At 32.6% G+C, this 23154-nt stretch carries 26 protein-coding genes and 1 riboswitch; of the genes, 13 read left to right on the forward strand and 13 right to left on the reverse strand.

Annotated elements, in window-relative coordinates:
* Positions 1-71 precede the first annotated feature (71 nt).
* Positions 72-1106 (forward strand): hypothetical protein, encoded by a 1035-nt coding sequence (locus IMCC3317_RS00270; protein WP_160127507.1) that lies wholly within the window; start codon positions 72-74, stop codon positions 1104-1106.
* Between the two features lie 103 nt (positions 1107-1209).
* The gene (locus IMCC3317_RS23185) at positions 1210-1374 is read left to right on the forward strand and encodes a hypothetical protein (RefSeq protein WP_170293836.1); all 165 of its coding nucleotides are present in this window, start codon (positions 1210-1212) and stop codon (positions 1372-1374) included.
* Between the two features lie 91 nt (positions 1375-1465).
* Here the strand turns inward: IMCC3317_RS23185 and IMCC3317_RS00275 are convergent, their stop codons facing one another.
* The 3 genes from IMCC3317_RS00275 to IMCC3317_RS00285 all read right to left on the reverse strand — a co-directional run bounded on the left by IMCC3317_RS00275 (position 1466) and on the right by IMCC3317_RS00285 (position 3348).
* A complete protein-coding gene (locus IMCC3317_RS00275; RefSeq protein ID WP_160127508.1) occupies positions 1466-2257 on the reverse strand; it encodes a type 1 glutamine amidotransferase domain-containing protein in 792 nt (263 codons plus the stop codon).
* 65 nt (positions 2258-2322) lie between these two features.
* Positions 2323-2910, reverse strand: a complete 588-nt coding sequence (locus tag IMCC3317_RS00280) for a Crp/Fnr family transcriptional regulator (protein ID WP_160127509.1) — start codon at positions 2908-2910, stop codon at positions 2323-2325.
* Positions 2911-3030: 120 nt separating this feature from the next.
* Complete coding sequence (locus IMCC3317_RS00285; protein ID WP_160127510.1) at positions 3031-3348, reverse strand: hypothetical protein; 318 nt, start codon at positions 3346-3348, stop codon at positions 3031-3033.
* A 420-nt stretch (positions 3349-3768) separates the two neighbouring features.
* On the opposite strand from IMCC3317_RS00285, the gene IMCC3317_RS00290 reads away from it, so the two are divergent.
* Positions 3769-5406, forward strand: coding sequence for an ABC-F family ATP-binding cassette domain-containing protein (locus IMCC3317_RS00290; protein ID WP_160127511.1), 1638 nt, complete (start codon positions 3769-3771; stop codon positions 5404-5406).
* A 115-nt stretch (positions 5407-5521) separates the two neighbouring features.
* Positions 5522-5722 carry a hypothetical protein gene (locus tag IMCC3317_RS00295; protein WP_160127512.1) on the forward strand — a complete coding sequence of 67 codons (201 nt, stop codon included), beginning with the start codon at positions 5522-5524 and terminating at the stop codon, positions 5720-5722.
* A gap of 68 nt (positions 5723-5790) precedes the next feature.
* On the opposite strand, the gene IMCC3317_RS00300 is transcribed toward IMCC3317_RS00295, so the two are convergent.
* The 3 genes from IMCC3317_RS00300 to IMCC3317_RS00310 form a co-directional block, all read right to left on the reverse strand.
* Positions 5791-6240 (reverse strand): hypothetical protein, encoded by a 450-nt coding sequence (locus IMCC3317_RS00300; RefSeq protein WP_160127513.1) that lies wholly within the window; start codon positions 6238-6240, stop codon positions 5791-5793.
* 272 nt (positions 6241-6512) lie between these two features.
* On the reverse strand, positions 6513-7544 hold the full coding sequence (locus tag IMCC3317_RS00305; protein WP_160127514.1) for a FecCD family ABC transporter permease: 1032 nt from the start codon (positions 7542-7544) through the stop codon (positions 6513-6515).
* Between the two features lie 4 nt (positions 7545-7548).
* Complete coding sequence (locus IMCC3317_RS00310) at positions 7549-8724, reverse strand: ABC transporter substrate-binding protein (protein ID WP_160127515.1); 1176 nt, start codon at positions 8722-8724, stop codon at positions 7549-7551.
* Positions 8725-8796: 72 nt separating this feature from the next.
* Positions 8797-9037: riboswitch (cobalamin riboswitch) on the forward strand.
* Between the two features lie 65 nt (positions 9038-9102).
* Between IMCC3317_RS00310 and IMCC3317_RS00315 the strand changes: the two genes are divergently transcribed.
* A complete protein-coding gene (locus tag IMCC3317_RS00315) occupies positions 9103-10965 on the forward strand; it encodes a TonB-dependent receptor plug domain-containing protein (protein WP_160127516.1) in 1863 nt (620 codons plus the stop codon).
* Between the two features lie 117 nt (positions 10966-11082).
* Here the strand turns inward: IMCC3317_RS00315 and IMCC3317_RS00320 are convergent, their stop codons facing one another.
* Entirely contained in the window at positions 11083-12576 is a 1494-nt protein-coding gene (locus tag IMCC3317_RS00320) for a S41 family peptidase (protein WP_160127517.1), read from the reverse strand.
* A 148-nt stretch (positions 12577-12724) separates the two neighbouring features.
* On the opposite strand from IMCC3317_RS00320, the gene IMCC3317_RS00325 reads away from it, so the two are divergent.
* The 4 genes from IMCC3317_RS00325 (at position 12725) to IMCC3317_RS00340 (ending at position 14853) form a co-directional block, all read left to right on the forward strand.
* The gene (locus tag IMCC3317_RS00325) at positions 12725-13234 is read left to right on the forward strand and encodes an RNA polymerase sigma factor (protein ID WP_160127518.1); all 510 of its coding nucleotides are present in this window, start codon (positions 12725-12727) and stop codon (positions 13232-13234) included.
* Positions 13221-13658 (forward strand): hypothetical protein, encoded by a 438-nt coding sequence (locus IMCC3317_RS00330; protein WP_160127519.1) that lies wholly within the window; start codon positions 13221-13223, stop codon positions 13656-13658. The genes IMCC3317_RS00325 and IMCC3317_RS00330 overlap by 14 nt, the downstream gene beginning before the upstream one ends.
* Positions 13659-13661: 3 nt before the next feature.
* Positions 13662-14210 carry a DUF4252 domain-containing protein gene (locus tag IMCC3317_RS00335; protein WP_160127520.1) on the forward strand — a complete coding sequence of 183 codons (549 nt, stop codon included), beginning with the start codon at positions 13662-13664 and terminating at the stop codon, positions 14208-14210.
* Between the two features lie 97 nt (positions 14211-14307).
* Entirely contained in the window at positions 14308-14853 is a 546-nt protein-coding gene (locus IMCC3317_RS00340) for a DUF4252 domain-containing protein (protein ID WP_160127521.1), read from the forward strand.
* Positions 14854-14911: 58 nt separating this feature from the next.
* Here the strand turns inward: IMCC3317_RS00340 and IMCC3317_RS00345 are convergent, their stop codons facing one another.
* From IMCC3317_RS00345 to IMCC3317_RS00355, 3 genes are all read right to left on the reverse strand, one after another.
* Positions 14912-15454: a hypothetical protein gene (locus tag IMCC3317_RS00345; RefSeq protein WP_160127522.1), complete on the reverse strand. Its 543-nt coding sequence runs from the start codon at positions 15452-15454 to the stop codon at positions 14912-14914.
* 70 nt (positions 15455-15524) lie between these two features.
* Positions 15525-16868, reverse strand: a complete 1344-nt coding sequence (gene purB, locus IMCC3317_RS00350; protein WP_160127523.1) for an adenylosuccinate lyase — start codon at positions 16866-16868, stop codon at positions 15525-15527.
* A gap of 59 nt (positions 16869-16927) precedes the next feature.
* Entirely contained in the window at positions 16928-17497 is a 570-nt protein-coding gene (locus IMCC3317_RS00355) for an adenylosuccinate lyase (RefSeq protein ID WP_160127524.1), read from the reverse strand.
* A 33-nt stretch (positions 17498-17530) separates the two neighbouring features.
* Between IMCC3317_RS00355 and IMCC3317_RS00360 the strand changes: the two genes are divergently transcribed.
* From IMCC3317_RS00360 to IMCC3317_RS00370, 3 genes are all read left to right on the forward strand, one after another.
* A complete protein-coding gene (locus IMCC3317_RS00360; RefSeq protein ID WP_317172563.1) occupies positions 17531-18010 on the forward strand; it encodes a heme-binding domain-containing protein in 480 nt (159 codons plus the stop codon).
* Between the two features lie 380 nt (positions 18011-18390).
* Positions 18391-18702 (forward strand): transposase, encoded by a 312-nt coding sequence (locus IMCC3317_RS00365; RefSeq protein WP_160127525.1) that lies wholly within the window; start codon positions 18391-18393, stop codon positions 18700-18702.
* Positions 18703-18713: 11 nt separating this feature from the next.
* A complete protein-coding gene (locus tag IMCC3317_RS00370) occupies positions 18714-19598 on the forward strand; it encodes an IS3 family transposase (protein ID WP_262887060.1) in 885 nt (294 codons plus the stop codon).
* 280 nt (positions 19599-19878) lie between these two features.
* On the opposite strand, the gene IMCC3317_RS00375 is transcribed toward IMCC3317_RS00370, so the two are convergent.
* Both IMCC3317_RS00375 and IMCC3317_RS00380 read right to left on the reverse strand, forming a co-directional pair.
* Entirely contained in the window at positions 19879-20565 is a 687-nt protein-coding gene (locus IMCC3317_RS00375) for an SIR2 family NAD-dependent protein deacylase (protein WP_160127526.1), read from the reverse strand.
* Entirely contained in the window at positions 20547-21734 is a 1188-nt protein-coding gene (locus tag IMCC3317_RS00380) for a tetratricopeptide repeat protein (protein WP_160127527.1), read from the reverse strand. Before IMCC3317_RS00380 ends, IMCC3317_RS00375 begins: the two co-directional genes overlap by 19 nt.
* Positions 21735-21867: 133 nt before the next feature.
* Between IMCC3317_RS00380 and IMCC3317_RS00385 the strand changes: the two genes are divergently transcribed.
* Positions 21868-22527 carry a TrmH family RNA methyltransferase gene (locus IMCC3317_RS00385; RefSeq protein WP_160127528.1) on the forward strand — a complete coding sequence of 220 codons (660 nt, stop codon included), beginning with the start codon at positions 21868-21870 and terminating at the stop codon, positions 22525-22527.
* 110 nt (positions 22528-22637) lie between these two features.
* Here the strand turns inward: IMCC3317_RS00385 and IMCC3317_RS00390 are convergent, their stop codons facing one another.
* Positions 22638-23096, reverse strand: coding sequence for a DUF1801 domain-containing protein (locus IMCC3317_RS00390; RefSeq protein ID WP_160127529.1), 459 nt, complete (start codon positions 23094-23096; stop codon positions 22638-22640).
* Between the last annotated feature and the right edge of the window lie 58 nt (positions 23097-23154).

Genomic DNA, 23154 nt, shown 5'->3' on the forward strand with positions numbered 1-23154 from the left:
GATTATACTACTTAAATAGTTAATAAAATTAAAGATATTTATGATTATATGTTTCATCTTAAAATAATAATATGCAATCTAAAACGAAATCGTCAATTAATCTTCCCCAATCCATAACACTAAAAATAGAAACGAATACAGAACCTAGTTCTGAATTGACTAGAAGTTTGATTTTTGAAAACTTTGAAGGCAGACGTATTGAATTAGGTTTCAAACTAGTGAAAACTGCTTCCAAGACACTTGAAATTGCAGAGTTCACTGATACTACACATGATTTGCAGATATTAGGAAGTCTAAATCATCGGTCGTATTGGGATAAAATTTATTTGAGAAATAATCATGGAACAAGCGAAATAGACATTTATAAAATGTGCTTAACAATCCATTACCATCGCGTAGTTTCGGGAGGAGTTAAAGATATACCTATGTTATCTAAAACACGAATTAATGAAAAGTTGCCAGCCAATAGTGGAGAAATTTTTCTAACTCCACACATTGAAAAGCATTTGCTAAAACATGCAGGAATCTATAGAGGATATTTCCATCCAGTTGCAAAATTAGCCGTTAAGGATCTAGGAAAAAGTGGAACTAGTGATAAAGATTATGACGAATATGGTGATAACCCAAAATACAGAGGTTGGATAAGTTATGAATGCAGCGAATTTGTATCATGGTATTTGCATGAAACTGGTTGTTGGAAAAATTTTAATAATCAACCGAATACTGTATTTAGAGACATTACTTTTACTGGCGAATTGCATACTATATTTAAAGCAGCTTCCAAAACCTATTATTACCACAGTGGAAAAAAGAAATTTATAAATGAAGTTACTGGAGCAGAATATGTGCCAAAAGCTGGCGATCCATTGTTGAGAAAAGGAAATGGTATATTTGAACACTCTATGATTTTGTTGAAATGGGATTCCAAAAATTTGACAACTACTGTTATAGATGGTCCATATCCTGTATGTATACGAACAGTAGATATAGACGCTATGGAAACTAGAGCAAATGATCAAAAAGACTTTATAGTTTGTGAATTAGAAACAACGCAATATACAGCAACAATTAAAAGAGGAAGCATCCGAAGAGCTATTAAGAAATAGCATAAATTTTAATACGGAATTATTAATAATTATGAACGTTTCAGTATGAAAATTTAATTATAAACAATATCTTTGTAGCTAAATTCGATAAATTCCGGAAAATATGTTTGAATTTGATCAATATTTAGGCTTTTTAGCTTTCTTAACTATCTTAACCATTGGATTTTGGTTAATGATTCTTTTATTAACATTCATTGTACCTTATTGGGTTGGTGGAGCCTTAAAAGAACGTTTTGACGAGTGGAGAGAATCCAAAAAAGATTCCTAAATAACCAAAAGGATAAAAATAAAAAGGGAACTTACACGTGTAAGTTCCCTTTTTTAATGCTTTATACTTAAAGTTTTGCTTCTGAAAATTATTACTTCAACGCATCCAATAATAACTCAGCTACTTTCTCTGATGATGCAGGATTTTGCCCTGTAATCAACAAACCATCTTGTACAACATGTACATTCCAATCGTCAGTTTTAGAGTAAATTCCGCCATTCGCTTTCAGCATATCTTCTACTAAAAACGGAACTATATCAGTTAATTGAACAGCTTCTTCTTCAGAATTCGTAAAACCTGTAACTTTTTTTCCTTTTACCAAAGGCGTTCCATCTGTATTTTTAGTATTCTTAAAAACTGCGGGCGCATGACAAACTGCCGCAACAGGTTTGTTATTACTATAAAATGATTCAATCAGTTTTATAGAAGCTGGACTTTCTGATAAATCCCATAATGGACCATGTCCACCAGGATAAAACACTGCGTCATAATCAGCTTCGTTTACCGTTGCTAATTTCAATGTATTCGCTAAAACTGCTTGTGTTTCTTTATCATCATTAAAACGCTTCGTTGCTTCGGTTTGTGCACTTTCTTTCGTACTACTTGGGTCAATTGGCGGTTGTCCACCTTTTGGAGAAGCAAGTGTAATTAGTACATTCTTATCTTTTAATGTGTAATACGGAGCTGCAAACTCTTCAATCCAGAAACCAGTTTTCTCTCCTGTATTTCCTAATTGGTCATGACTCGTTAATACAAATAATACTTTTTTCATATTTTTTTCTGTTTTTTGATTTTCCGTTTCGCTTACGGTAGCTTTTTCTGATTTCGTTTTACACGCAGTAACTAAAATCATTACAGCAAATACGCTCAATATATATTTCATGGGGGAAATTTTATGAGGCAAAACTAAGCAAAGGTAAAAAGAAAAAAAATGATGTATGTTAAGAATTAGTTTTGAGCGATATCTTTTCGAATACGACTCAAACTTTCTGTGGTGATTCCGAGATAGGAAGCAATGTGGTAATTTTTTACGTATTGTTCAATATTTGGGTATTCTTTAGTAAAGCTTAAATAGCGCTCTTTGGCAGATTGCGAAAGATTTCTTAAGATTCTTTTCTGAAGCGTCGCGTAAGAGCGTTCTAGCTTTTTACGTGTAAATCGTTCCGTTTTCGGGATGTTTACATAAATTTCTTCAATGTCATCTCTTTGTATTTTATACATCATAGCATCTTCTAAACATTCAATATATAATACTGATTTTCCTTCTAAAAAGTAGCCGATATAATCACTAATCCACCAATCTTTAATCGCAAATTGAATCGTGTGTTCTTTTCCAGATTTTTCAATAAGATACGTTCGCAAACAACCAGTTGATACATAATATTGATAATTCATCTCTATTTCAGGGACTAAAATAATTTCACCTTTTTTGAATGTCACTTTTTCAAAACGATTTTCAATGAAAGTACGTTCTTCTTCCGTAAAAACGATTTCATCTTTATAAATTTCTTGAACAATAGAATTTGGTTCTTGCATGAAAACGGATAATGATTGAATTAAATGTCAGTATTGTGCGTATTTCATTGCAAATATAATGTAATTAACTGTAAGAAAAGACTTAAGTGCCTTGATGTTTATAAAACAAAACGAAAGATCTTAACACCATTCAATTACTTTTTTTCCAAAATCAATAGGAATTGGTCCGCCAGTACAACCGCCAAATTCATCAATCTGTGCATCAGTTTCTATATCGCCAATAATCCATTTACCAGATTTGTGCTTCATCAAAATACCTTCTGTAAGTAAATTTTCATCTGTAAGTTTTTCTTCTCCTTTTTTCTGTCTTACTACAATCTTGTTTCCAGAAATCGTAACGGTACACGTGCCGTTTTTCATTCTTCCACCAAACTCACTAAAATAAAGTTCGTATGTAAATGTTCCTTGCGGAATTTCATTCACTACATTTTCTACCATAACTACACTATTTTCGGTAGTTTTTCTTTTCTCAGATGTACACGACAAAAAAGAAAATAATATTACAAAACATAATATACTTTTCATAACGTGAAGATAATTAATAACGAGATTATTCAAACCTAAAATAAAAAAATAGTTTAAAAGTTGAAAGGTTTATAAGTTTATTTCATTGGTTAAATATTTTCATACTAACATACTAACATACTAACATACTAACAATCCAAGAGCAAAATTTCAGTTTAAAAGTTGAAAGGTTTATAAGTTTATTCCATTGGTTAAATATTTTCATACTAACATACTAACATACTAACATACTAACATACTAACATACTAACATACCAAAAATCCATAAAAAACCAAAACTTATATGCATTGCTGTTTGCTTTTTCTTAATTTCGCAATCTCAAAAAAGAATAGATGATTAGCGTAGATAATATTGCCGTAGAATTTAGTGGAACAACCTTGTTTAGCGATGTAAATTTCGTCATTAATGAAAATGATAAAATTGCCCTAATGGGGAAAAATGGCGCAGGAAAATCCACGATGATGAAAATTGTTGCGGGCGCACAAACTGCCACACGCGGAAAGGTAAATAGTCCAAAAGACACGGTAATTGCATATTTGCCACAGCATTTGTTGATGGAAGATGATTGCACTGTGTTTGATGAAGCGTCAAAAGCTTTTCAGCAGATTTTTACAATGCGCGATCAAATGGAAAAGCTCAATAAAGAACTGGAAACGCGCACCGATTACGAAAGTGATGCGTACATGAAAATCATTGAGCAAGTTTCAGAATTGGGCGAACAATTTTACGCATTAGAAGAAATAAATTATGATGCAGAAGTTGAAAAAGCATTAAAAGGACTTGGTTTTAAACAAGATGATTTTCAACGAATGACAAGCGAATTTAGTGGCGGATGGCGTATGCGAATTGAGCTAGCAAAAATTCTACTTCAAAAACCAGATTTAATTCTGCTTGATGAACCAACGAATCATATTGACATTGAATCTGTAATTTGGTTGGAAGATTTCTTAGTAAATAAAGCTAATGCTGTAATGGTAATTTCGCATGACAGAGCATTTATTGACAACATTACAAATCGTACAATTGAAGTTACGATGGGACGTATTTACGATTACAAAGCCAACTATTCACACTATATACAATTACGCGCTGATCGTAGAACGCATCAAATAAAAGCATACCAAGAACAACAAAGATATATTGCAGACAATCAGACGTTTATTGATCGTTTTAAAGGAACATTTTCGAAGACGAACCAAGTTGCTTCACGGGTTCGAATGTTGGAAAAATTGCAAATCATTGAAATTGATGAGGTTGATAATTCAGCATTAAAACTAAAATTTCCGCCTGCGCCACGTTCTGGAGATTATCCAATTATTGTAGAAGAACTGACAAAGAAATACGACGATCATATTGTATTTAAAAATGCAAGTTTCTCTATTGCACGTGGCGAAAAAGTATCGTTTGTTGGACGAAACGGAGAAGGAAAATCGACGATGATTAAATCTATTTTAGGCGAAATTGAGCAAGAAGGAAAATGCACGCTTGGGCACAATGTGAAAGTTGGGTATTTTGCGCAAAATCAAGCTTCTTTATTAGATCAAGATTTAACTATTTTCCAAACGGTTGATGACGTTGCAAAAGGAGATGTTCGTACGCAAATCAAAAATATATTAGGTCAATTCATGTTTAAAGGCGATGATATTGACAAAAAAGTAAGTGTACTTTCTGGAGGAGAAAAAACGCGTTTGGCAATGGTAAAATTATTGTTAGAACCTGTAAACCTCTTGATTTTGGATGAACCAACAAACCATTTAGACTTACGCTCAAAAGACATTTTAAAAGACGCTTTAAAAGCATTTGATGGAACATTAATCTTAGTTTCTCACGATCGTGATTTCTTGCAAGGATTATCTCAAAAAGTATTCGAATTCAAAGAAAAACGTGTACTTGAGCACTTTGAAACGATTGATGCTTTCTTGGAGCGAAATCGAATCAAAAGTATCAAAGAAATTGATTTGAAGGCGTAAGTTGTAAAATCAGTTTTTTATGTGTAAGATTTATAAATCCTGCACAAGTGTAATTTTTTCTCTCATAAATTGTTTTTAAATTCAATCATCATTAACATTTTAAAACCAATTTATTATGAAAAAAAAGGATCTTAAATTATTAAAACTCAACAAGAATTCCATTTCAAGTTTTGAAGATATTCATGTTTTGGGTGGAGCTACTGGTAAATGTAATTTTTCTATTAAACGATTATGTTCATCTCAGTTATATCAAGATTGTACAGTCACTTATGACGTTTGTGTAACTATGCTTAGATTCTCCTGTGGACAATTTTAAAAAGAATGCGAACTACGGTTCGCTTTTTTTACGACGCAACTAATTAATTAATAATTAGAAGATAAAAATCATTCCATAAAAATCATACTATCGCTATCAATATTTGTTTTTTTGTTGAATTGAAACTCAAAGAAATCAGCTTCTCCTTTTTTGGCAGAAACAAAAGTAGAAGTTCTACCCATTTCTAGATTTTCGTTGTCAAACACCTTAAGTGAAAGTGTTTCATCAAAATCTTGATCAAAAATTAGATACACATTCAGAATATTATCTGAACCGCCAACGGAATTACTCAATGTAATCTTACCAAAAGAAACACCTTTGTTAGTGATTTCTTCGCTTGCGCTGATATTTATTTTAAACGATTTCTCAACACCTTCTGACAAACCTTTTCCAAATTCGCCAACAGATTCACCAACGATTTTTCCACCTTCTTTAATAGCACTTTTTGTTGTCTCTTTCACTTTCGAACAAGAAAAACATACAAAACACATCAATAGTACAGCAAAAAAAGCTTTCATTTTCAAGGATTTTAATTTGAGTGGAAAGATACAAAATCACTCACGACTACAGTTTTAAATAACTCAAAATCTAGTTAGGAGTTAAAAGTTTAAAAGTTTATAAGTTTTTCTGAATTGTGAATAATTCAAATACCAAGAGCGTAGCGATCACTTCGACTCCGCTCAATGTCAGCAAACTTGGAAGTCTAAAAGCGAAGCGGTACTAAAGGCGAAGCCGTTTCCAAGAGATTCCCGTCTACGCGGGAACGAGTCCAAAAGCGAAGCGAGTCTAATTAAAAAATCATCTTTCGTTTTCTGACTAACAACCAAATCACAACAGGCGCGCCAATTATTGACGTAATCGCGTTAATTGGCAATGTAATTTCACTAAACGGAACTTGCGCAATACTATCACAAATTAGCATTAAAATTGCACCAATTAAACAAACACTTGGAACTAAAATTTTATGATTTGTCGTGTTAAAAAACAAGCGAGTTATATGCGGAACTGCCAAACCAATAAAAGCAATTGGTCCTACAAAAGCAGTACAACTTCCTGCCATAAAGCTAGTCGCAATAATAATTATATACCGAGAAGTTTTAATATTAATTCCTAAACTACGTGCGTAATTTTCGCCCAAAAGAAAGGCATTCAATGATTTTATAGAAACAATACTCAATCCAATTCCGGCAACAATCAAACTACCAAGAATACTCAGTTCTTCCCAATCTAAATTTCCTAATGAACCGAGTGTCCACATCATAAATTGCTTCAATTCGTCCGCATCACTAAAATAGGTCAAAACGCTTACAATTGCGCCAGTTATGCTTCCAAACATCAATCCGATAATAAGAATAGACATCGTATCTTTTACGCGATAAGAAACTGCAATTACCGTCAATAACACCAAAAAACTTCCCAAACTTGCCGCAATTACCAAACTGTAATCTGATAATAATAACGTTCCGAAAAATCCACCAAAAGCTGATGCGCCCATAATTAACAACGCAACTCCTAAACTTGCGCCAGAACTCAATCCTAAGACAAAAGGTCCAGCAAGTGGATTTCTGAATAATGTTTGCATCAATAATCCGCTTAGCGACAATCCAAAACCGACCAAAACTGCTGCAATGGCTTTTGGAAATCGAATGTCTAAAATGGTAATTCGCCACGTTTCTTTGTCAATTTCGCCACCTGTAAATGCTGCAAAAATTCCTTTCAACGGAATCGCTACTGAACCCAAACTAATATTAATCAGAAAACAACTAATCAATACAATACTGAGAATGATAAACGTGAGACGATATGATTTTTGAGTTGGCAAAAAATTATTTTAAAGGTTTAAAAAAGTAAGGTTCATAGTTTGGTAAAACTTCAGGATGTATTGCTTTTATGATGTCTTTTAGAACAATATCTGGTCGTGTTGGTGCCAATTCATAATAGATGGTTCCGCCAGTTTCTCCAAGCGTATTTGCCGCACTAAATATTTTTTTATTTTTAAAAGGAGCAAATTGTGCATAATGTTTGCTTGCTTCTCCCATTTCTTTATAACTTTTATAATGGTTTGGACCAATCCAAATTTCTGCTTCACTTGCTTTGTCTAAAACACTTTCTAAACTTAACGATAAACTTCCCGTTCCTTCAGAAGTTGACCAAATATAATCGGCATTTGCATCTTTCAAAAACTGCGCTTGAAAACTTTCGCCTGCAGGCAAATACCAAATATCTTTATACATTGCACCACTTAAAATAGTTGGTTTCGTAGTAGCTTTTTGCGCTAATTCTTTAGCTTCATTGTAATTTTCTTCAATCGCGTTAAAAACTTCGATAGCTTTTGCTTCTTTTTGGAAAAATGGTGCGAAAAATCGAATCCATTCAGCTCTTCCTAAAGGTGTTTTCTCTGTCCAATCGCCATTATAAACCACAGGAATATTCGCTTTTTGAATCGTTTTATACGTCGGATTAGTATTATTGATAGAAAAACCAATCACAAGTTCTGGTTGTAAATCAATCAATAATTCAATATTAATTTGATCGTTTTGCCCAATATCTTTTACGCTTCCAGCATCAATCAATGCGCGTGTTTTTTCAGAAGAAATATAACTAGTATCAGGAAAACCAACCAACGTTTTTTCTGCGCCAAGCATTTCCAACATTGGAATGTGCGTTGTAGAAGTTACTACAATGCGTTCAACTGGCGTCAACACAATTGCGTCATACGCGTCACGATCTAACACAATTGAAGCCGCTTTTTCTCTCGGAATTAACGCATATGTAAAATCTTTGTCAGCATCTGGCCAAGGTGAAAATACTTTTATAAGTGTGATATTTCCTTGTTTTTTAATCGTAAACCCCTTTGCATGTGAAATTGCATTCGTTGTTTTTTCAGTAACAGCAGGAGTTGGCAATTTGTTCTGAGGAGTTTCTTTCTTTTCCGTTTTACACGAAAAAATAAAAACACAGAAAAGGAAAAATAGGTAGTAAATAGATTTGAATTGTTGCATGATAGGTTAAGTTAAATTTCTTCAAAAGTAATATTATTTCATCTTTTAGTAGATAGATATTAAAGAATGTTTATTTTTGCGCCGAATTTTGGTTTCGAACCTACGTTAAGTATGCTCGAATTAAAAGGGAATCAAGTGAAAAAGCAACACGCTTTCATTCTTGAACTGTTCCCGCAACTGTAAGCATGTACTGGAAATTTTTTCAGTACCTCATTTTCAACAATGAGTTGTTATAACTACATGACCACTGAGTATTCGGGAAGGTATATAACAAATTGCAAGTCAGGAGACCTGCCACATTTCGCAATTAATGTCAAACTTTCGGGATAAGAGTTTGCGTATGGAAACCCATACTTTATTCCCATAAAACGAAAACAAATGAAAAAAACAGTACTATCTGTTAGTGCTTTGTTATTGGCGTGTACTTCGGTATTTGCACAACAGCAAGACGAAAAAGAACAATTGGATGAAGTTGTCATTTCAGATTCACGACATGCATTGAAACGTGAAAATTCTGGAAAAACCGTGATTACGATTTCTAGCGAAGAAATTACAAAGAATCAAGGAAAAACAGTTGCCGAAGTTATCAATACCAAAAGTGGAATTGAAATTTTGGGAAGTAGAAGTAACGCAGGACAAAACTTGAGTTATTTTGTGCGTGGCGGAAACAACCGACAAGTATTAATTTTGATTGATGGAATTCAGGTAAATGATCCTTCTTCTATTGCAAATGATTTCGATTTACGTTTGTTAGCATTGGATCAAATTGAATCTATCGAAATTGTAAAAGGTGCTTCGAGTACGCTCTACGGAAGTGGCGCGGCAACAGCAGTTATCAGTATTACAACTAAAAAAGCTTCGGAAGATTCGATTGCGTTGCGTGTGAATAGTTCTTTTGGAACGAATCAATCACAAGACGATTCCGATTATAATGTGAATGATTTTTCAAATAGTGTTCGAGTTGATGGAACTGCTGATAAATTGACATATGTTGTTGGTTTTGGTCATCAAAATACAGACGGATTATCTGCTGTTATTGGAAAAGAAAGCGATCGTTTTTCAAGAATCAATACAAATGTGAAGCTTGGATATAAATTTTCTAATGCTTTTGAAGCAAGTATTTTTGGAACTTTAGATAAATTTAAAAGTGATTATGATAATTCATTTCCAATAGCTGATGCTGATTTTACAAGTGAAAGCGAACAATTTCGTTTCGGAATCGCTCCAAAATACACCTACAAAAATGGTAGTGTAACGTTAAATGCGGCGTATACTAAAATTGATCGTGAGTTTAAATCAAATTTTCCATCTACGTTTGAAGGTGAAACAATTGCATTGGATATTTACAACAAATACGACTTCAATAACAAGTTTTACACTGTTGTTGGATTGAATTATATTGACAATCAAACTGAATTTATTGAAGAAAAATCTTCTTCAATTGTAGATCCATATGTAAATGTTGTCTATGTTTCTGAAGTTGGATTGAATGTAAACGCTGGCGCGCGAATGAACAATCATAGCGAATACGGAAGTCACTTTACGTACAATTTGAATCCATCGTACAGAATGCCATTCGGAAAAGGATATGCAAAAGTATTCGGTTCATATAGTACATCATTTATTGCGCCTTCATTGTCGCAATTATTTGGAAATTTTGGAGCAAATCCAGATTTAGCACCAGAAGAAAACACAACATTAGAAGGTGGAGTAGAAGTGAAGTTGTCTGATAATTTACGTCTAAGCGCTGTTTATTTCAACAGAAAAGAAGAAAATTTCATTGATTATGTAGTGACTGATTTTACTACGTTTGCAGGCGAATATCAAAATATTTCTGATGAGTTTACCGTAAATGGTTTCGAATTTGAAGTTACGGCTACGCCAATTGAAAATTTAACTGTGAACGCAAATTATACATTTACTGAGAAAAAAGATGTAAAGGTATTGCGAATTCCTAAGCACAAAGCAAACTTAAATGTTGCATATGCGTTTACGTCAAAAACAAATGCTGGTTTGTCATACCAATTTACATCAGATCGTTTGGATACAGATTTCTCAACATTTCAAGATGTAACCTTGGATTCTTTCAACTTGATTGGCGCAAATGTGAATCATCAATTTAGCAAGCATTTAAGTGGGTTTTTAACCGTTTCAAATATCTTTAATGAAGAGTATACAGAAATTATAGGATTTACTACAAGAGGAACAAACGTTCGCGTTGGATTTTCTTTGAATCTATAATGCTTATTTGATAGATTACATAAAGTTCAAACATAAAAAAAACGCTTCTAATTTCTTAGAAGCGTTTTTTGTGTTTTATAAATATCTCGACTGAGATCGATGTTACAAATTATAATATTAGTTCATAATCAATTTATGATTTTGTAATCCGTCGTCGCTATCGCCAACTTTTAAATCGATATACATACGATCTCCAGTAATTCTGAGCAATTTTGTATCTGTAATTGCTTCAATAGGAACTATTTTAGTTTGGTTGAAGTTTAATGGTCTTCCAGCCGCAGCGATATCTGCCAAAGCAGCTGCTAGTAAAGGTTCGTTTTCATCTCCTAGAACTCCTAAATTGGTTAAATCTTCTGAAAGTACAATATCTGGATTCAATCCATCTGTATAGTCTGAAAAACCTGCGCTATTTTCCAAGCGAGAAATTAACGGTTGCATTGCCCATTTGTGATTTGTATTCAATTGAGAATCGCCAAATGTCCAAGAAGGCGAATCGTATAAAGAAACGGAAGCTTCATTTTTTCCTCTTGACGTTGTTCCTATTTGTCTTACATCAATATAAGGTTCTAATGAATTAATCATTAATTCGCTTGCAGAAGCTGAACTTCCTGTAGTTAACACATATACTTTGGTTAAGTTTAGGCTGTTAATTGCCGCGCCAGTACTTAGTGAATTGGTGAAATACCGATTTTCTTGTTCGTCCGTTAGCTGTGGCTGAATTTTATCATTGTAACGGAATTTTGTAAACAATTGTCCATCAAACTGTCCTGTAACCATACTTCCCAATCGTATAGCTGTACTTACGAATCCTCCTGGATTGTACCGAAAATCTAATACTAATTCGGTTACGCCTTGTCCTTGAAAATCTGCGAAAGCAGCATTTAATTGTGTATCAAAGTCTGAAATAAATTGATTGTACATGATGTATCCAACTTTTTTTGGACCGACATCAATGGTTGCAGTTACCAAAATAGGATTTTCTGTAATGTTTGTTTTTGTTAGATCGATGTTTCTTCCGTTAGGAGAAAAAGAACGAACGCCGTTAGTTACAGTTAAATCCGCTAAATTGAATGTGTACGATGTAGGATCTAATAAATCTAAATTGTTATCTGTTTCAGAATTATAGAATAAACTTGTTCCGTTTACAGCATATACAATATCTCCACGACGAATATCTTTTCCGTCTGCATCTGAGTTTGGTACAATGTAACGCACATATCCAATAACTTCGGAGCTTCCACTATTTAAAAAGATGTACCGAATGTCAACACCATTTGATTCTGAAGTTCCTTGCTGCGAATTTTGTAAGATATCATAATCACTTACAATGACACTAAAACGATCATCTGGATCACGTAAATGTTCAAATAAATCGGCAGGATTTGGGTAACTGTTTAAAAAAGAAATGTAATTTTCACTGTTATCTAGCTTACTATCGGCTAAATCGGTTACTTCACCTTGCCAAAAATACCATAGATTTAATCCTTTCCAAACAAAGTCTTGCACTTCTAAATCAGATGATACACTAAACAGATTATCATCTTGATCTGTACAACTTATGGTAACTACAGAAGCAGCAACGAATAGGAAGAGCAATTTTTTTATATTCATAATTTTCTTTATCATAGCGGTGTCTTACTTTGGGTTTACTTTTATAAACACTAAAAATAGCGACATTATTGTAAAATAAAAAGTATTTGTAACAAATTCGTAACTCGTTCGTCTTCCTTATAACCAACCGAAATTAAGTATTGTCATTATGAAACAGGCAGATTTTTTACATATGATATTGCCTTTTAAAGACAAATTGTACCGATTGGCAAAGCGGTTGCTAGTTTCCAGTGAAGAAGCTGAAGACGCAACTCAAGAAGTATTATTGAAATTATGGTCGAAAAAAACGAAGATTGAAACGTATACTAATGTAGAAGCTTTTGCAATGACAATGACTAAAAATTACTGTTTGGACAAATTAAAATCAAAGCAAGCAAGCAATTTAAAGTTAGTTCACAGTAATTATACAGATGAAAATACATCGTTAGAACGAGAATTAGAATTAAAAGATAGTGTCAATTTTGTTCATGAAATTATGAATCAATTACCAGATCAGCAAAAAATCATTATTCAACTCAGAGATATTGAGCAATATGATTTTGAAGAAATTGCAAAAGTGGTAAATATGAATCCAACCGCAATACGCGTAGCATTATCAAGAGCAAGAAAGTACATAAGAGAAGAACTCACAAAAAAACACAACTATGGAGTTAGTTAACATAGAAAAATTATTAGAGAAGTATTTCGAAGCAACAACAACGGTTCAAGAAGAACAAGAGTTACAGCTGTATTTCACGCAAGAAAATGTGGCGCCGCATTTGCAAGAGTATCAGTCAATGTTTCAGCACTTTGCTAATTTAAAAGAAGAACGATTTACACGCAATGTTCCATTAAAACCTAGAAAAAACTATTTAAAATGGATTTCTGTTGCCGCCGTATTTGTTCTTATGAGTGGAATTGCAATTACACAGTTAGGTAGAACATCATCTTCAGAAAAAGATGAAGCACTTTTAGCGTATGCACAGTTCAAAGAAACAATGACACTAGTTTCTGAAAATTTTAATAGCGGAGCAAGTCAAATCAATCATTTAAATCAATTTACAGAAACAACAAACAAAATTTTTATAACAGAAAACAATTAAGATATGAGAAAAATAGCAATTTTAGTAATGTTAATGGTAATACCATTCATTACATTCGGACAAGATATTTTTGAAAAATATGCTGATAATGAAGAAGTAGCATACGTTTCTATTAAGCCAAAAATGTTTAAAATGCTCGCTACTATGGGCATAGATTCTGATGATCCAGACGCAAAAGAGTTTTTGAATATGGTAAATAGTATTACAAGCTTTAAAACTATTGCAACAAGCAATGTTAAAATTTCAGCAGATCTTCAAAAATGGGTTGGAAAGCATTCGAACAATTTAGAAGAATTAATGGAAGTACGAGAAGGAAGCTCACGTATGATGTTTTATGTGAAATCTGGAAAGAGTGATACACGTGTAGAAGAGTTATTGATGTATATCACCGGAATCGAAGATAAAGTGAAAATGGAAGATAGAAGTATCAATACCGTAGTGGTTTCATTAACTGGAGATATCGATTTAACGCAAATATCTAAGCTTACAAGTAAAATGGATATTCCAGGTGGAGAACATTTAAAAGATGCTAAGAGAAAGAAAAAGAACTAATTAGAGTACATTTTTCCAAGTGCGTCAATAGTTTTAGCTGTTGACGCACTTTTTTATACTACCCAAAATTCATCATTCATCATTCATCAAAAAACATATGAAAACTATACAATCAATTTTAGTCCTAGTTTTAATTTCCATCGGAATGAGTAGTTGTTCAGACAAGAATAGCTTGCAAAACTATATATTAAATAGCGCAGAAAAAGTAGGTTTCTCGTCGAGCAGTATTCCTAAAAGTATTATAAAACCTGCGGAGTTAAACTTAACTGCCGAACAACAAGTTGCTTTTGAAGCTGTTGATCGTATCAATGTATTAATCTATAAATACGATCCGACTAAAAAAGAAGAGTTTATTGCCGAAAACAAAAAGGTTAAGACAATCTTACAACAGAAAAAATATGAAGAACTCATCAATCTAGGAAACAAAGGAATTATTAAATTTTCTGGAGAAGAAGATTCTATTGATGAGATTATTATTTTCTTATCAAACAAAGAAACTGGTTTTGCTGTGGCAAGAATTATTGGTAATGATATGACTATGAATAAGTTTATGGAATTGTATAAAATTGCAGGACAGCGCGACCTTTCTGAAGGAGATATGAATCTTGGCGATCTTTCAAAATTTTTAATGCCAACAAACTAAAAAGAGGATACATGTAATTTTATACATGTATCCTCTTTTATAAATTATAATTTTGAAATTAAAATAACCTGTTAGAGAACAAGTATATTAAAACTAAAGCAATAATTGCTAATATTATAGAAACAGCAATCTCTTTAATTTCTCTTTTCTTTGTATACAAACGGTTTTCGTGTTCTTTTTCAGTAATTTCTGAATGCGCACTTTTATTGTACGTATTTAAAAATTCTGTCTTTAGTGTTTCAATTCCTTCCATAAACTTTTCTGAACTAATTCCTTCTTTTGCTAAAAAAGTACAGGTAAAGCTATCATACAAGTCAAAGTCAGCAAACTCATTATGATCGTCATTGACAACGGATAACGTATTAACATCAATCATTGGCAACTTCACAACTCCTCTCATTACATCATCTAGCGAAAGCTTTTTGAGAATTTCTTCTAAGTTATTGTTCATACTACCGAAATGAATTCCAGAGCCATAATTGGCTTTAATAAAAGATTTAAACGCTTTGTTGTAGATTACTTTTTTAATTTGTAATCGACCAATATTTTGAGTAGCGTTCAAACTTTGATCTACTTTCGAATGTGTAAGCTTGATATCCACAAGGATTTATATTTGTTAGTTTTTTGCTTTGCAAAATTAACAAAAAAAAGATGCCAATTGACAAGAAATATTAAATTCCTGTATAATTATTTGGATTTATACTTTTTAATTCAGATTTTATAGTGTCAGAAATGTTTAAAGTATCAATAAAATCCGCTATTGACGCTTTTGTGATTTTTTCATTAGTTCTTGTCAAACCTTTCAAAGCTTCGTACGGATTTGGGTAATTTTCTCTTCTTAAGATCGTTTGAATCGCTTCTGCAACAACTGCCCAGTTATTTTCTAAGTCTTCTGCAAACTTATCGGCATTCAATAATAACTTATTCAATCCTTTTAAAGTAGACTGAAATCCTATGATTGTATGACCAAACGGAACACCAACGTTTCTTAACACTGTTGAGTCTGTTAAATCACGCTGCAAACGCGAAATTGGAAGCTTTGCAGACAAATGAGTAAAAATTGCATTTGCGATTCCTAAATTTCCTTCGCTATTCTCAAAATCAATAGGATTTACTTTATGTGGCATTGCAGATGAACCAACTTCGCCTTCTTTAATTCTTTGTTTAAAATAATCCATAGAAATATACGTCCAGAAATCTCTATTCAAATCAATAAAAATTGTGTTGATACGTTTCAATCCGTCAAAAATTCCTGCTAAATGATCGTAATGTTCTATTTGTGTAGTTGGGAATGAATGGTGTAATCCTAAAATACGTTCCACAAAATCGTTTCCAAATGCTTTCCAATCAACCGAAGGATACGCAACTTTGTGCGCGTTAAAATTTCCAGTGGCGCCACCAAATTTTGCAGCATGTGGAATTCCAGCAATCGATGCTACTTGCGCTTCAATACGCGTAGTAAATACTTCAATTTCTTTTCCTAAACGTGTTGGAGATGCTGGCTGACCGTGTGTTCTGGCTAACATTGGAATAATTGCCCATTCGTTAGCTAAGGTTTTTAATTTATCCAAAACACGCATCAATTCTGGTAAATATACATCTTTCAAAGCTTCTTTAATAGAAAGCGGAATTGCTGTATTGTTAATATCTTGAGAAGTTAATCCGAAGTGGATAAACTCTTTATAATGTGAAATATCTAATTTTTCAAATTGGTCTTTAATAAAATATTCAACCGCTTTTACATCATGATTGGTTACTTTCTCAATCTCTTTGATGGCTTGTGCATCTTCTGAAGAAAAATTTTCATAAATATTGCGTAAATCATCAAACAAAGAAGCATCAAAATCTTTCAATTGTGGTAAAGGCAGATTGCACAAAGCAATAAAATATTCAACTTCGACTAAAACACGGTATTTTATTAGTGATTCTTCGCTAAAATAATTAGCTAAAGAGATAGTTTTAGTACGATAGCGTCCATCAATAGGGGAAATTGCATTAAGCGTAGTAAGCGTCATTGTAGTTGTGTTGTTGTTTAAGCGCACAAATATACTTGAAATAAAAATTTTACACTTTATTATCTTGCTTTTTTAATTCGCTTTATAAGGTCTCTTGCTCTCGCTTTGAATGCGGCACTTTGCGATAGATAATCGCGTTCTAAAATAAGGAGTAATTCTTCGTGAATCCAATCAAATTCGTTTCCCAATAAAAACAGCGAACTCATTGAATATGCTTTTACGGCTACTTTTTGATCGCTCATCATCCAATCAAAACAGACTTCTGCAATTTTTTCACGATGTTTTTTGGTTAATTTTTCTTGAGTTTTATTTGCTGTTTTATCGTAGTATGCGCCAATCAAATATTCGGCAACTTTCGCTATCGGACGAACTGCAGGATCTAAATGTACAGTTTGCATTTTTTCTGTGTAAACGTCTAAATGTGGGAGAATTGCGTCTAAATTTTCTCTGGCAACAAACTCAAATAACCATGCGGCTCTTGCCGAAATTTTATCGTCTACGGTAAACACAACTTTTAGTAATGTTGGCAGTAATGTTGCATCGTTTAAAACTATCGTTGCATAATACTTTCGCTTTTCGCGAGAATGATTAACATAATTTAGCTCCGAATAGAGTTGTTCAAATGTCATACTTTTTATATTTTTAGACCAAATAAGAATAACATGATGAAGATACTTAAAAAGATAGCAGTCTTAGCATTAATTGTATTGGTAATTTTACAATTTTTTGGACCCGAAAAAAATGAAGGCGATATTGCTGATTTGCAACCTTTTCTAACAGAGACAAATCCGTCAGCTTCTGTGCAAGCTACGTTGAAAGTTGCTTGTTTTGATTGTCATTCTAGCAATACTGAATATCCTTGGTACAGTAACATTGAACCAATTTCGTATTGGATGAACGATCATGTAAAACATGGAAAAGAAGAACTAAACTTCTCCGAATGGAGTACATATTCTTGGAAGCGAAAAGATCATAAATTAGAAGAAGTCATTGAAGAAATTGAAAAAGGACATATGCCAATAGATTCGTATTTGTGGACACATTCTGATGCAGAATTAACCGAAACACAAATTGAAGAAATAAGAGATTGGGTAAAAACATCAAGAGCGGTTATGGCTTTAAAAAAAGATGCTCCTCAATAATTTTTTAATTTGAAAGTTCTCTAATTTGAAAATTTGAAGATGTGTTAATTTGAAAATGTCACATTGAGCGCAGTTGAGATGATACATAATTTGAAAAGCACTAATTCTTTAATTTGAAAATTTGAAAATGTGTTAATTTGAAAATGTCACATCGAGTGCAGTTGAAATGCTACATAATTTGAAAAATACTAATTTGAGAATTTGAAAATGTGTTAATTTGAAAATGTCACATCGAGCGCAGTTGAAATGCTACATAATTTGAAAAATACTAATTCTTTAATTTGAAAATGTCACATCGAGCGCAGTCGAGATGATACATATACTTTAGCCCCAAATAATTTCGGAGTGTTCTTTTAAATTTCAAATAATACCTTTGAGAGATGAAATACAAGAAATGGAGTTTACAAGAAAAGTTAGAAATACTATCCTGTTCTGAGGAACTTGGTATTGTTGAGACTTGTCGTAAATATAGTGTTAGTACTGGCACTTTTTATAGTTGGAAGAAGAAACATGATACCCAAGGAGAAGCTGGCTTAAAAGTTACTTATGATACTCGTAGTAAGGAATTAAAGCATGCAGAAGAAGAAAATAGAATACTCCGTAAGCTATTGAGTAATAAAGAAATTGAATTAGAAATTCAACGAGAACTCTTAAAAAAAAAGTTTGGGACATCCGATCCAAGAAAGATTTAGTTGATGCTATTTTGAGTAAGCACAAGATTAGCAAAACTAAGGTAATTAATATGGTTGGTATTGTTCATAGCAGTTACTATCGTAAACCAAGTTTTGGAAAAAAAGGTAATAAACCAAGTAAATTTACCTATCATAATAACAATGGATTTGTCACTCAAGATATTGTGGTTGAATCTGTAAAGAAAATACTAAGTCATCCATTTATAGATTGTGGTTACAGGTTAATGACTTGCTATTTGAATCGGGATGGCTATACAATAAACCATAAAAAACTATATAGAATACTAAAACAAGCAAATCTATTGAAATTAAAAAATCGTATTAATAGGAGTGGTTCTGGACGTAAGTTTGTTAAATTCAGGAAAGTAAAAACCGTAAAACCCTTTGACTGCCTAGAGATGGACATAAAGATAGTTTGGATACCAAGTGCTGGTAAAAACGCTTATTTACTTTCTATAATAGATGTTCATACGCGAAGAATATTAATAGATCTATTTGCTTTTTCAATTAAACAAGCGCAAGTGATAGCGTTATTGTCTGAATTGTTTTTAAATTATCAATATCCAAATAATGTTGTTATTAGAAGTGATAACGGGAGTCAGTTTATTGCAAAAAATGTAAGAGAGTATTTAGAACTTATAGGTGTAAGTCAAGAATTTACGCATATAGCAACACCAGAAGAGAACGCTCATATAGAAGCTTATCATGGCATTTTGAAAAAAGAAGTTTTTCAGAGATTTGAATATAGAACCTTTGGAGAGATAGAAAAAATCCTTAAACAATATGTGCTGTTTTATAATAATGAAAGGCTACATGGATTACTAGGAAAAATAACCCCAATTGAAAAATGGAATCAAGATAAACACCTAATTTTAATGAAAAAATTAACCGCATAATTTAACTAACGAAATTTAAAAGAATACTCTTGTTTTACAGGGGTCAAAACAACATAATTTGAAAAGTACTAATTCTTTAATTTGAAAATATCACATCGAGCGAAGTTGAGATGCTACATAATTTGAAAATGTTGTTTTTGACCCAAAACCCAAAACCCAAAACCCAAAACCCAAAACCCAAAACCCAAAATAGCATAAAGCAAAGCGAGATGAGTAAGTCATTTTCAAATTTTCAAATCGACGAATTTTCAAATTGACAAATCTTCAAATTGAAAAATCTTCAAATTAATTCACGTACAACCTTAGCAACACCAACAGAAGCATTCTCAGCAATAACCGTTAAGTTTTCATATGAATTTCGTGGAAGCGAAGGTTTTGGATCTATAAAATATATTTTAGTATTTTCTGGAACATAATCTATCAAACTAGCAGCAGGATACACTTGCATTGAAGTTCCAATAATAATCAAAATTTCTGCCTGTGTACATTCGGCAACAGCCGATTCAATCATAGGAACAGCTTCGCCAAACCAAACAATGTGCGGACGTAATTGCGCGCCATTTTCACACAAATCGCCCAACGAAATATCATCGGAACAATCATAAATTTTATAAGGCGTTTTGGTACTTCTCGATTTTGACAATTCGCCATGTAAATGCATAATATTGGAGCTTCCTGCACGTTCATGTAAATTGTCTACGTTTTGTGTAATAATGGTAACATCGTATTTTTTTTCAAGCGCAACCAATGCTTTGTGACCTTCATTTGGAACAACATTTTTTAATTCTCTTCTACGTTGATTATAAAAATCTAACACCAACGCCGGATTTCTCTCAAAACCACCAGGCGATGCAACTTCCATAACATCATGTCCTTCCCACAAACCGTCAGCATCACGAAATGTTTGAATACCACTTTCGGCACTAATTCCTGCGCCTGTGAGCACAACTATTTTTTTTCTTTCCATTTTGTATAAATTGCAGCGTTTGGTAAGTTTATAAATTCATTTTCTTTATCGTCAATGAAATCGATCAACTCTTGTTTTGAAAATTCTTCACTATTTATAATTTTATTGAGTAATAAAATATTGTCTTCATGTTTCTCTAAAAAATCATACAAATATAACAGGTTTATTTTTGCCATTTGATAGTTAGGATATTCGTTCATGATATATGTGTAGGCTTTTTCAGCACCTTCATAATCTTCAAATTCCCATGCCATATTTCCTTTTACATATTCCACAAAATCATCTTCGGTGACTTCCTGTAATTGATTCAATGCGCCCATTGTTGCATTGTAATCTTTCAACATTACATAATAATCTACCGCCATTAATTGCGTAGAAGGATCATCTGGAAATTTTTTTAATAACTCATCAATCGCTTCCATATAATAGACTTCATTAATCTCAGAAGCAACTTGAATTTTTAGAATATAAAATATTTTTTGATTTCTAATATCGCCTTTTAAATTATTTAATAAATCAAGTGCTTTTTTGTATTCTTTCTTTGCTACTAAATTTTTATAGCCAAAAATGAAGACCATATTGCTAATTTGCTCTTTACTCATGTTGATGTCTTCCATGTAATTTTTTGGAATCGCCATAAGATATAATTGACGCAACGTATCACTCAAATATTCGCCTGTTGTATAAATATAAAGGTCTTCTATGAGGAATTTATTGTTGACATAATTTAACTGATAATCATGATAATTTAATCCTTCTTCATCAGAAAACATGCGGAATAGTAAATGATATTTTTTTTCATCTTCACTATAATAAAAATTGACAATATCATACGAATTGTCATTTTCCATGCTTTCAATAATTTTCGTCGGAAACGCATCGAATTTACTAAAAAAGCCTTTTTTGAATGATCCGTTGAATGCTTTCAAATCTTTACTATTGGCAATTTCTTCGTCGGTCAATACAATTTTTGAAGCAAAACCATCTTTATCAAAATTATCTAGAAAAAAGGTTGTTTCCTTTTCGTAAAAAGAGGCTTGAAGTTTTTTTCCAAAATCAATAACGGCGTTGTCATTAATAGTATCATTTTCAGCATAATTGAGAATTGCATCTTGCGCATACATACTACTGAAACAATAGGTTAGGAGTATTGTGAAGATATATTTCATTTCATTTTTTTTTGAAATACTAAAATAAGTAAATTATACCATTTCTACATTGAAATTGATGTCAAAGAAAGTGTTGATTTTATAAATGTGCTCCCTATTTTGCTTACAACAGTTTTTATGATAGTTTTGCAACATGATTGACAAAGATTTATTGGAACATTTAGAAGGTTTTCTCACCGAACGCAGAAGAGGTTTGTTCACCAAAGTATTAGCCGAACGTACGCGTCATTTTACAGTTGCTGTGGAAGATGTATATCAATTGCACAACACAAGTGCCGTATTGCGTAGTTGTGATGTTTTTGGCGTGCAAGATGTACATGTAGTTGAAGCGAGTTTGGGCAAAAAAATGGACAGAGAAATTGCGATGGGCGCACAGAAATGGGTTGATATTCAGCGGTATACAAACACACAAAAATGTATTGATACGTTAAAAAGCGAAGGATATCGTATCATTGCCACAACGCCACACAAAGATTCTCAATATTTACACGAGTTTGATGTCACACAAAAAGCAGCTTTCTTTTTTGGAAAAGAAACTGAAGGATTGAGCGAAGAAGTTTTGGCGCAAGCCGATGAATTTTTAAAAATTCCGATGGTTGGTTTTACTGAAAGTTTGAATATTTCAGTTTCCGCCGCAATAACGCTTCAACATGTTACCAACAAACTCCGAAATTCGGACATTTCTTGGCAATTAACAGAAGAAGAAATTTTAGAAAAACGATTTGATTGGTGCAAAAAAACAATTAAAAGCATTGATGATATTGTGAATCGGTATAAAGAAGAACGTTTTTAATTTGGTAGATCATTTCGATTTATCGAATGATTAAAATTTTACAGGTTCAGTAGCACATTCGATTTATCGAATATTCAAGAATTTATAAATTCAGTATTCAATATTTTCAATTATTTCTTAGCAACATTCTTATCATACAAATCAATCCAATCATTTGGTGACATTTTTTGAGCTAATTCTGCAATTAATTCATACGGAATATCGTCCATTTTTTTGAAACGAACACAGCTTTTTCCCATGTCTAATTTGCGTTTACAATGCTTTGGATATTCAGTTGTAAACCATTCCAGTAACTCAGGATTTGCGTAAATTCCCATGTGATACAATGCTACAAAATTCTTCTGTGAAGCAAAACTAATAAAAGGCAAAGGAAGTTTCGGATCGCAGTGATAACCGCCAGGATACATAGCATGTGAAACCACAAAAGATGGCATATCATAATTTATTTGTTCAGAGAAACCTTCTGGTAAATTTTCTGTAAGAACACTTCTAATTTTGGTGATTGCTTCTTTTCGATCTTCTGGAAGTTGTGCAATATATTCGTCAACGGAAGTTGCTTCGTATTTCATAGGTTGCTTCTTTTTTGAGGAATAAAAATACTAATTTTTTAATAAATGTAATTTAAGA

It is taken from the genome of Kordia antarctica, from assembly GCF_009901525.1.
Classification (GTDB): domain Bacteria; phylum Bacteroidota; class Bacteroidia; order Flavobacteriales; family Flavobacteriaceae; genus Kordia; species Kordia antarctica.